We start from the raw sequence: 10,732 nt of genomic DNA on the forward strand, positions 1-10,732 counted from the left end.
TCCTTCACCGGCCGGGGCCCTGGGTGGCCGGCCCGGAACTCCCGGGAACACCCCGGCCGGGGCGGGCGTTGGTCCCGTTCGGCAGGAACGGAGGTGCGGGCGGTGCACGGTGAGTACAAGGTGCCCGGCGGCAAGCTCGTCGTCGTGGACGTCGAGGCCGAGGACGGCGTGCTGCGGCACGTGCGGGTGGCGGGCGACTTCTTCCTGGAACCGGACGAGGCGCTGGACGCGGTGAACCGCGCCCTCGAAGGCGCCCCCGCCGACACCGGCGCGGCGGGCCTGGCCGCACGGATCGAGGCGGCGCTGCCCGCGGGCACGGTGATGTACGGGCTGACCGCGGAGGGCGTCGGCATCGCGGTGCGGCGGGCGCTGGCCCGGGCCACGGACTGGACGGACTACGACTGGCAGCTGATCCGCGAGGCCGCGCAGCCGCCGGCCCTGCACATGGCACTGGACGAGGTACTGACCGCCGAGGTCGCCGCGGGCCGGCGGCCGCCGACGCTGCGGGTGTGGGAGTGGGGCGCCCCGGCGGTGATCATCGGCAGCTTCCAGTCCCTGCGCAACGAGGTGGACCCGCAGGGCGCCGCACGGCACGGCATCGAGGTGGTGCGGCGGATCTCCGGCGGCGGCGCGATGTTCGTGGAGCCCGGCAACACCATCACCTACTCGCTGTCGGTGCCCGAGTCGCTCGTCCAGGGGCTGTCGTTCCAGGACAGCTACGCCTACCTGGACGACTGGGTGCTGGGCGCCCTCGGCGACATGGGCATCCGGGCCTGGTACCAGCCGCTGAACGACATCGCCACGGACCAGGGCAAGATCGCGGGCGCGGCGCAGAAGCGGATCGTCGGGCCGGACGGCGGCCCGGGCGCCGTGCTGCACCACGTGACCATGTCGTACGACATCGACGCGGACAAGATGGTCGAAGTGCTGCGGATCGGGCGGGAGAAGCTGTCCGACAAGGGCACCGGGAGCGCGAAGAAGCGGGTCGATCCGCTGCGCCGGCAGACCGGGCTGCCGCGCGAGGCCGTCATCGACCGGATGATCGGGTCGTTCCGGGCGCGCTACGGGCTGACGCAGGGCCAGGTGACCGACGGGGAACTCGCCCGCGCACGGGAACTGGCGCGCACCAAGTTCTCCTCCCCCGCGTGGACGGCACGGGTGCCGTAGGGCCGAACGGCGCGTGCGGGCACGGCGGATACCGGGCAAAGCACCACACCGTGACCGGCATGCCGTGACCGGCCGGGCACGCAACGCGTTGGCACTTCCGCCCCACAGGCAGTCGTGTGACACTGTCGTCCCCGTCCACCCTGCGGACCCCTCCGCACCCCCTCCCCCACGAGAAGTGCGCCGTGCGTTCCCTTCCTCTGCCGCTCGCTCTCACCGCGCGTCTGTCGCCGGTCGCGGTCCTCGCCTGCGCCGGCTGGGCGCTGACGTCCGGGCCGGTCGCGCCGCCGGCCGCCGCCGGGCACCACACGGCCCAGAAGGCGCCCGCCGGATCCACCGGATCCGCGGGATCCGCCTCCGACGCCCCCTCGCCCGGCACGGCGGCGCGGACGTACGCCACCGCGCCCGCCCCCTGCGCGGCCGTGCCCGCGGCCACCGTCAGGTCCCTGGTGCCGGGCGTCAAGCCGGCCGGCAAGGAGATCCCGTCGACGGACACCGACCTGCGCCGCACCTGCTCCTGGAACGCCCTCCAGGGCTACGACTACCGCTGGCTCGACGTGTCCTACGAGATCGGCGGGTCCGAGGAGGAGGCGAGGAAGGAGTACGAGCAGCGGGTCGCCGAGAAGAGCGGCGGCGGGGCCGTGCCGGGGCTCGGGGACAGCGCCTACTCCGTCGTGAACCTCACCACGGAGGACAAGCAGCAGACGCGCGAGGGCGTGGTGCTGGTCCGCGCCGCCAACGCCCTCGTCATCGTCACCTACAACGGCAGCGACTTCGAGACCAAGAAGGCCCCCGGCACCGACGAGATCAACAAGGGGGCCATCAAGGCCGCCAAGTCCGCGGTGGCCGCCCTGGGCGGCGGGCAGGGCTGACCCCCTACGCCGGTGCTCAGCCGGCCGGGCCGGCGGGTTCGTCCTCGATGCCGCGGACCACGAAGCCGACCCGGGGGCCGAGGTCGACCCGGTCGCCGTTGCGCAGGCGGACGGCCCGGTCCGGCACCAGCACCCGGTCGTTGACGCGGGTGCCGTTGGTGGCACCCTGCGCGACCTCGGTCACCCAGGCCGCCCCGTCCGCGGTGTGCGCGACGGTCGCGTGCCGGCCCGACACCGTCTCCTCACCGGCCAGGAGTGCCGACGCCTGCGGCGCCCAGGTGCTGCTGCGGCCCAGCCGGAGTTCGGCGCCGCGCGGCACGTCGAGGTGCCGGCCGCCGCCGCGGAAGACCAGCCGCAGCACCCCGCCGGGCAGCCGCTCCGGTCGCCCGCCCGCGCCGCTCCGCCGCCCGGGCGCGCCGGCCGGGGCCAGGCACGCGGGGCACGCGGCCGTACCGGCGGGGACGACCGCGGCGCAGTCGGGGCAGCGCACGCCGACGGGCGACGGGGACGGGCGGTGGGGTGCGGGCCCGGGTGCGACGACCTCGGGGACCTCCTCCCAGTCGTCGGCGGGGCGCGGACCGCCGTCGCCGGGGCGCGGATCGCCGCCCGGGCCGTCGTGACGCCGGCCGGTGTCCGTGGCCCCGCCGGCCGCCGGGGCCTCGCCCGCCGGATCGCCGGCCACCGGGTCGTGAGCCGCCGGGTCGTCGGCCGCCGGGTTCTCGTCCGTCACATGGGTGGGCGTCGGGTCGTCGTCCGCCGCGGGGCCGTCGTCCCAGTCGTCGTCATCCCAGTCGTGTACCTCCGCCGCCACCTGCGTCTCCCTTCTTCAGGACGACCGTCGTGTCCACCCGGCCGCTCTCGGCCTCCCGGACGTCCGTCACCACCACCGTGGTGCCCGGGCCGAGTTCGGGCGCGGCGAACAGTTCCCGGGCGAGCGGGTTGACGAGGTGCGTCTCCAGCACCATGCCGATGCCCCGGCCGCCGTTCCACTTGTCCCGGGTGCAGTGTTCCAGCAGCTCGCGCCGGGCCTTGTCCTCGATGTGCAGGTCGAGTCGGTGCCCGTGGGCCAGCTGGCGCTGGATGTTGCCGACCTGGAGGGCGAAGATCTCCGCGGCGACCTCGTCGGAGATGAAGTCGAAGACGACGACGTTGCCGCCGATCCGGTTCATCAGCTCCGGCCGGCCGATGACCTGCTCGAAGTGCTTCTTGACGTTGTCCCTGACCGTACGTTCCAGCTCCTTGTACGGCGTGCCGGGTTCGACGATCCACTCGCGTTCCCCGGTCGCCGGGTCCGTGCGCTGCACGCCGAGGTTGGAGGTGAAGATGAGCACGCACTCGCTGAAGTAGGTGGTGACGCCCTGCCCGTCGGTGAGCCGGCCGTCCTCCAGCACCTGGAGGAACTTGTCGAGGATGCCCTTGTCGGCCTTCTCGATCTCGTCGAAGAGGATGACGCGGAACGGGTTCTCCCGTACGGCGGAGGTGAGTTCGCCGCCCGCCTCGTACCCGACGTAACCCGGGGGCGCGCCGACGAGCCGGTCCGCGGAGTGCGCGGCGGAGAACTCGCTCATGTCGAAGCGGAGGTAGGCCTGGTCGTTGTCGAAGAGCGCGGAGGCCACGGCCTTGGCCAGTTCGGTCTTGCCGGTGCCGGTCGGGCCGGCGAAGAACAGCACACCGCGCGGCCGGTGTCCGGGGCTGGTGGCCTGCGCCCCGGAGAGCCCCAGCGCGGCGCGCTTGAGGATGTCCAGGGTCATCGCGACGGCCGCCTCCTGACCTCGTACCCGGTTCTGGATGGACTGCTCGCCGAGGAGGATGCGCTCCCGGATCTCGCCGCGGCTCCACGGGTTCTTCTCCACGCCCAGCCGGTAGATGCGTACGGCGTCCGGCATGCCGGCGAACGGCAGGCCGCGGGAGCGGGCGAGCTTCACGCTCTCCTCCATGGCCCGCAGGCTCAGTCCGGAGGCCGCCCGGGCGAAGGCGCCGACCGCCCGCTCCGTCTCCCCGGCGTCCGCGCCGGTGGCGGAGCCGTCGCGGGCGCCGTGTCCGGCGTACCGCTCGTACCGCTCGTACAGGAGGCGGGCCATCGTGCCGCGTTCGTCGGCGTCCGGCTCCGGTACGGCGACCGCGCGGATCCGCTCGCTGCCGGAGACCAGCCACCCTGGTACGTCCCGCTCTCCCTCGGCGAGCCAGATCACCGGGTTGAACAGGCCCGGTGCCTTCGGTACGACACCGGGGGCCGTCCGGGGCGGCAACGGTTCGGCCTCGTGGGCGAGTTTGAGGCAGGCGAGGAAGAAGTCCCGTTCGTCGGGGGTCAGCCGGGACGGGTCGGTGAGCAGGCGGGAGGCGTGGTCGATCACCAGGGCCACGCGCAGCGGCCGTTGCCGGCGGCCGTCGCGCACCGTCTCGTCGCGTTGCCGTGCCCATCCGTTGGTGATGTTCCGCAGCTGCTCCAGCACCGCCTGGCGTTGCGGCGCCGTCTGCCCGGGGAACTCGCGTGGTCCTTGGAGCAGTTCCTCCACGGCGGCCCGGGCCTCGCCCTCCCCGACGGCCGCCACGCGGAAGCCGCTGATCTGGTCGCACAGCACCAGCGCCTCGTAGCCCTTCTCCCGCAGCGGGTTCCACAGCACGTCGAGCAGCGTGTGAAAGCGGTCCCGGCCGCGCCGGCGCACCAGGTGCAGGTCGCGGATGTTGCCGTGCAGCAGGTACTGCGCGTGCACACCGAGCGTTCCGATCAGCTCCTCCACGAAGGGCGGCAGCCGGTCGTCCTTGGTCAGGTCCATCGTTCCTCCCCTGTGCGCGCTGTTCCGCGGGCCGCGCGCCGGCCATGGCTGTGACGGTGATTCCGGCGGCGGCCGCCGGTGCGGGGCGGCCGGTGTCGGGGGCGAGCGCCGGTCATGCGACGAGCGCCGGTGTCGTGGCGTGCGCCGGTTCTGTGGCGTGCGCCGGTTCCGGCCGCGTACTCCGGGCCCGCGGCGAAGTTGCGGCTGCGGGCAGTGGCGTCGCGGTGCGGACAGCCGCGTTCCGTACCGGCGGCCGACGCCGGGTCCCGCCGTACCGGCGGCCGACGGCCCGACGGCCCGGCAGTCCGGCGGCTCGGCGGTCCGGCAGTCCGGCGGTCCGGCAGTCCGGCGGTCCGGCAGTCCGGCGGTCCGGCGGTCCGGCGGGAACCATGGCGCCCCCCTCACCCCGTTCCGTGGCGTCCGTCGCCGTCGACGGTCCGGTAGCGCCGAGGGGTCCGGTGTGTGCCGGCCGTCCGGTCGGTCTCCTCCGGCAGGTCGTCGAGTACCAGGGCGTCCTCCCCGAGCACGCCCGGCAGTGCCCCTTCGGTGCGTTCGAGGCTGAACTCCAGGCCGAGGCCCAGCATGCCGGTGATCTCCTCGAACTCGGCCAGCCGCTCCCGGGTCTCGGCACAGCGGACGTCGTCCAGGGCGCGTTGCTCGGGGCTCCGGTCCCCCGGCCCGCCCCGGTACATGGTCGCCACCCGCAGGCGGCCGTCGATCATGGTCGCCCGCAGCCAGTGGCCCGGTTCCCAGCCCTCGGGTGTCCAGTCGAGGCGGATCTCCTGCCCCTCGGGCCGCCCCGCCCCGGCCCGGCCGCCGAACCTCCTGGCCAGCTCCGCGACGGCGTCCGCGCACTGCTGCCGGACGTACAGCGCGTCCAGGGCGTGCAGCCGCTCGGCCACCCGGTGTTCGACCAGTTCCTGTTCGGCCGGGGTCAGCGGGACGCCCTCGTCCAGGGTGCGGCGGAGCAGCGCGAGGGCCTCCGGTTCCGGGGCGAGGTCCTCGGCGCCCTCCGGGGTCTCGTAGCGGAGGAAGTCGTAGTGCGCCGCGGCCCGTTCCTGGGCCTCCCTGGTCTCCTGGGCCTGCCGGCCCGCGTCCCGGACGAACTTGCGCGCCTCGGTGAGGTGGATGCGCGCCCGGCGGGGGTCGTCGGCGGCGCGGCGCACGGCGTCCCGGACGGCGCGCGCGGCGAGTTCGGCGGCCTCGCCGGCGGCGTACGGGTCGAGGTCGCCGAGGATCTCCGCCCCGGTGCGGCGGACCTCCTCGGGGTCGAGTGCCGCGGGGGCGCGCCGGGCGGCGGTCTGCCGGGGCAGCTGGCGTGCCTCGGCGTCGGCGGTGCGCTCGGCGGCGAACCGCCGCAGCGCGCGCTGCCGGCTCTCGCGCAGAGCGCTCTGCCAGTCGTCGTCCTGCTCCTCGTCCAGCCGGAGCAGGGCGGCGAGCCGTTGCTGCTCCCACGCGGCCTGCCGTTCCTCGGCCCGGCGCAGTGCCTCCTCGGCACGGGCCAGTTCCCCGCGCAGTTCGGCCAGCCGTTCCCCGACGGGCGTCAGCGGCGGCGGTACGTCGGGGGCCGGCGGGGGCGGGCCGCCGTGCGCCGTGGCCCGGGCCGCCCGGGCCAGCAGGGCGCGCCGGCGGGCGTTGAACCGTACGGCGGCGAACGCGGCGGCCTCCCACTGTCCGGCGGCCGTGGCCGCGAGCTGCTGCCGGTGTTCCAGACAGCGCTGTTCCTCCGCGGCCCGTACTGCCGCGGCGGCGAGGAGCCGGGTGCCGATCAGGGCGGCCCGTCCGGCGAGCAGGACACCGCTGAGCGAGCCGAGTACCTGGAGGGCGGCGTCCGCGGCCTGGTGGACGGCGTGCCCGGCCGCGTCGGCGAAGTGGGCGGAGGCCTGTCCGGCGGCGTCGTGCAGGTGGAGCATGCCGGTGTGCGGCAGCGCCTGCGGGTCCAGGGGCGGCGGGGGCGGTGCGAAGTGCACGGCGGGTTCGATCGTCTGGATCGTGGGGAAGGCGAGACCCGAGCTCATGTCTGTTCTCCTGTCGTGTCGTTCGTCCTCCTGGTCCGCCGGCGGACCGCCCGCCGCACCCGGCGCGACCACTCCCCGACCCGGCGCAGAGGCCCTTGCCGCAGCCGGCGCCACCACAGCCCGACCCGCCGCAGGGGCCCCTGCCGCAGCCGGCGCCACCACAGCCCGGCCCGTTCGCGAGCCGTCCGCCACGGCCCGTGCCACGCGTCGCGGGCCAGCCGTACGGGTCCTCGCCGGTCGTGCGGGTCGGCCCGCCACGGCAGCCCGCGGCGGCGGGCCCGCCGTGCCCGGTGTGCGCGTCGCAGCCGCCGCCAGGCCCAGCCGCGGCGCAGGCTCCAGGCGGCGACGGCGACCGCGGAGGCGAGCGGCCACAGCCAGGGCACCACGGTGATCGCGTAGATGCCGAGGAAACCGGCGAGAAGGAGCAGCGCCGCCCCGGCCCAGCGGCCGGCCCGGGTCCGGGCCAGCCGGCCGGGCCGCTCCGCGCTGCGGATCAGCAGGCCCGCGAGCGACCGTGCGGGGTGATAGAACGGCGGGCCGATGTACACGGCGGTCCACAGCTCGACCACGGTCACGAACGCGGCGGCGGGCAGCGCGAGCAGCCAGGCCGTGACGACCGCGTCCTGGGAGGCGCGGCCTAACACGTCGGCGAGGCCGATGACGAAGGTCCAGGGCGCGGTGACGACGACGGCGCCGAGCAGCGCCCAGCCCAGTGTGGGCAGGCGGTCCAGCCGGCGCAGGACGGCCATGAGCCCGTCCTGGTCCGCGGCGAGCAGCCGCGCGTGCTCCTCGGCGACCCGGCGGCCGCGCAGTTCCTGCGCGTCCTGCATCGCCCGGTCGCCGAGCAGCAGGGCGGCGACCAGACGCAGGTCGTCGTCCCGGGCGGAGAGCAGTGCGTCGAACCAGGGGACGGGTTCCGGGAACCCGGCGCGCAGCCGCAGCAGCAGGGCGGTGAGCCGGTCCCGCGTGCGGTCCGGTTCACGGGCCAGCTGCAGCAGCCAGGCGTCCACCGCCACGGTGTGTCTGAGGGCGGCCCGGTCCCGGCGGTCGCGCCGCAGCTCCTGGACGGTGGGCGCCCACCGGGCGCGCAGCACCCGCCAGGCGCGGTCCGTCTCGTCCAGTCCGTGGCCGCCGGGCCGCTGGGCGAGCCCGGTCAGCACCTCGGGATGATGCGCGAGGTGCCGCAGCAGCGCGACGGCGTCGGCGTGCCCGTCCCGGGCGCCCTGGCACAGCCGGCGCATGCTCTGTGCGTCCAGGGCGGCTCCGTGCCAGGTGACGTCCAGGGCGGGGCCGAGCCAGTTCAGCAGTTCCACGACCACCCCGGCGGGCGGGGGCTGTGCCAGTTGCCCGCGCAGGCCGGCGAGCCGGGCCAGTTCGCCGGGGCTGCGGTCGCCGACGGTCTCGAACTGGCCGAGCCAGTCGACCAGCCGGGCCCGGTCCGTGTCGTCGGCCAGCATGCGCGCCGCCGACACGTGGTTGCGGTCCAGGTGCAGGGCGAGCCGCTCGGTCCCGGTGAACTCCTGTCCCATGAAGGGGAAGGGGCGGATCGCGGGGCGGGCCGGGTCGTCGGGGAAGACCGGCCCGTCGGTGCGCGGGGCGACGTCGGGGTCCCGGCCGGCCAGCCAGTCCCGTACCTCGGCCGCCTGCCAGCGCTGTTCGGGGGCCCGGGTGAGGAGGCCCTCGCAGAGCAGGCGGGTGCGCCGGTGCGCGATGCCGCCGACGTCGGGGTCGTGCGTGGCGATCTCCGCGAGCACCTCCTCGTCCCGGCGGAACTCCACGGGGTGTCTGCCCAGGGCCAGTTGGGCGGCGATCATGCCGACCGACCACCAGTCGCCGGCCTCGGAGACGGTCTGCCATCGCGATCCGGCCTCGGGGGCGAGGTAGAGGGGCTTGCCGCGCCAGTCGGTACGGGACTCCAGGGCCTCGTCGGGCCGGTGGACGGCGGCGCCGAAGTCGACGAGGACGAGGTCGGCCCGGTCGCCGCGGCGCGTGGGCACCATGATGTTGTCGGGGGTGATGTCCCGGTGGACGACGCCGCGTTCGTGCAGCGCGGTGACGGCGTCGCAGAGCTGGCTCACCACGGCTTCGACGGCTTCGGGGGGCAGGCCGTCGGGGTGGTCCTCGTGGTACTTGTCCAGGGTCTCCTCGCCGTGCGACCAGTACAGGTGCCAGGGATGCCCGTGGGCGGTGCCGGTCTCCAGGAGCCGTTCCACCGGGGGAGCCGGGGGCTCGGCGAGCTCGCGCAGCTCCTGTTCCACGGCCGGGTCGGGGGCGTGCAGCCGGTGGTACCACTTGAGGACCAGGGGTATCTCCGCCGCCCCGTGACGTGCCGTCAGGTCGTGGACGCGCAGGACGACGGCCCCGGCGGGCTGCAGGGCCGCGCGGAGCACGGCGACGAGCACGAACCGGTCGGCCAGTTCGGGAGGCACCTCGGCACGGACCGGGCGGGTCTCGGTGAGTCTGGCATTCGTGAAACCCCCGTCCGCGGAGTCGACGAATCGGGTGGGCGGCGTGGTCGTCATGAACCGGCCTTCCGGGAAACGCGCTGGGTGAACCGGGGGGCCACAATGCGAAGGGAACCGGCCCGGTGCGCGGGCCGCGGGACGAAGAACATATCCCGATTCCCTTCGGGCGAAGGGAAGTTTCCCGGATCTTCAGCGAATCCCCGGCCGGGGCTACGATGCGCATCATGTGCCCCCTGCCCTCGCACGAAACTCTCGTCGCCGAACTCAGGGAACTGAGGCGGCGCGGTCTGCCCGGGTTGCGCCACTGCACCCGGGACGCGCTGCGCGAGGCCGCCGTCGCGGCCGGCCTGTGCACCGGGCCCGACGACGAACAGTCCGGCATCGAGGAACTGCTGGGCGCGGCGGTGCGGCGGCTGGCCGGCGGCCACCCGGTGCGGGACGACGACTCCTGCGATCCGCTGGCCCGTGCCGCCGCCCACTCCTTCGGGATCTTCGCCGCGCGCCGCGGGGTGCCCGGCACCGACCGGCGCAAGGCGGCGGCGGGGGTCTACGGCGTGACCACCGAGCGGTTCCGCAAGAGCCAGGAGCACGACGTGGTCGCCGAACTGGCGGCCGCGGTCCTGGCCGTCGCCCGGGAAGCGGTCACCGGTACGGCCGTCGCCCGGGAGGCGGTCACCGGTACGGCCGTCGCCCACCGGATCGGTGCGGCGGGCGAGCCGGGGACAGCGGTGACCGCGGCGCCGCCCGTCGCCGGGGTCCCGGCGCGGCGCCCGGGTGCCCGGCCGGCCACCGGGGCGCCGGCGGGCCGGATCACCGTCCGGGTCTGCCCGATCGAGGACGTGCGGGACGTGGACGTCCTGGTCTCCTCGGAGAACACGTATCTGGAGATGTCCAAGACCTTCCGGCCCACGGTGTCCGGGGCGCTGCGCCGGGCCGCGGCCCTGCGGGACGCCTCCGGCGAGATCGTGGACGACGTCCTGTCCCGGGAACTGGGCGTGTGGCTGCGGACGCACGGCAGGACGGGCATGCCCGTGCGGCCGGGCACGGTCGTCGCCACCTCGTCCGGCGCCCTGGCCGCCCACGGGGTACGGCGCATCCACCACGCGGCGATCGCCGCCCCGGTCGGGGACGGCGACCGCTACCACGTGTCCCCTTCCGTGCTCGGCGAGGTCGTGCGCACGTGCTTCGAACTGGCCCGCCACGAGAGCGAGTTCCTCTCTCTTCCGATGTCCTCGATCTGCTTCCCGCTGCTGGGGTCCGGGCGGGGCGGGCTGCCCGTCGAGACGGTGGCCCGCCGGCTGCTCGACGCGCTCCGGGCCGAGCTGCGCCGCGACCCGTCCTGGTCGGTGCTGCTGGTCACCCTGGAGGAGCGCCACGCCCGTCTCCTCACGGCCGCCAGCTCCGCCCGGTGAAGCCCACCCCGCCCTCCCCCAGCC

The 10,732-nt window shown here is 75.4% G+C and carries 7 protein-coding genes; 3 read left to right on the top strand and 4 right to left on the bottom strand.

Features of this window, described 5'->3' with window-relative positions; all coding sequences use genetic code 11:
- The first annotated feature begins 102 nt into the window (after positions 1-102).
- Positions 103-1,167, top strand: coding sequence for a lipoate--protein ligase family protein (locus IG05_RS0139705; protein WP_030348977.1), 1,065 nt, complete (start codon positions 103-105; stop codon positions 1,165-1,167).
- 182 nt (positions 1,168-1,349) lie between these two features.
- Positions 1,350-2,036 (top strand): hypothetical protein, encoded by a 687-nt coding sequence (locus tag IG05_RS0139710; protein ID WP_030348978.1) that lies wholly within the window; start codon positions 1,350-1,352, stop codon positions 2,034-2,036.
- A gap of 16 nt (positions 2,037-2,052) precedes the next feature.
- Here the strand turns inward: IG05_RS0139710 and IG05_RS49760 are convergent, their stop codons facing one another.
- From IG05_RS49760 to IG05_RS50145, 4 genes are all read right to left on the bottom strand, one after another.
- Entirely contained in the window at positions 2,053-2,847 is a 795-nt protein-coding gene (locus IG05_RS49760; protein ID WP_234336262.1) for an FHA domain-containing protein, read from the bottom strand.
- Positions 2,819-4,813 carry an AAA family ATPase gene (locus IG05_RS0139720; RefSeq protein WP_030348980.1) on the bottom strand — a complete coding sequence of 665 codons (1,995 nt, stop codon included), beginning with the start codon at positions 4,811-4,813 and terminating at the stop codon, positions 2,819-2,821. The genes IG05_RS49760 and IG05_RS0139720 overlap by 29 nt, the downstream gene beginning before the upstream one ends.
- 401 nt (positions 4,814-5,214) lie before the next feature.
- Positions 5,215-6,831, bottom strand: coding sequence for a hypothetical protein (locus IG05_RS0139725; RefSeq protein ID WP_051790781.1), 1,617 nt, complete (start codon positions 6,829-6,831; stop codon positions 5,215-5,217).
- On the bottom strand, positions 6,828-9,353 hold the full coding sequence (locus IG05_RS50145; RefSeq protein WP_051790784.1) for a serine/threonine protein kinase: 2,526 nt from the start codon (positions 9,351-9,353) through the stop codon (positions 6,828-6,830). Before IG05_RS50145 ends, IG05_RS0139725 begins: the two co-directional genes overlap by 4 nt.
- 167 nt (positions 9,354-9,520) lie before the next feature.
- Here IG05_RS50145 and IG05_RS42965 point away from each other — a divergent pair, with 167 nt between their 5' ends.
- Positions 9,521-10,708, top strand: coding sequence for a macro domain-containing protein (locus IG05_RS42965; RefSeq protein ID WP_051790797.1), 1,188 nt, complete (start codon positions 9,521-9,523; stop codon positions 10,706-10,708).
- Positions 10,709-10,732: the final 24 nt, after the last annotated feature.

Origin of the sequence: Streptomyces sp. NRRL S-1022 (genome assembly GCF_000720135.1) — a bacterium.
Classification (GTDB): domain Bacteria; phylum Actinomycetota; class Actinomycetes; order Streptomycetales; family Streptomycetaceae; genus Streptomyces.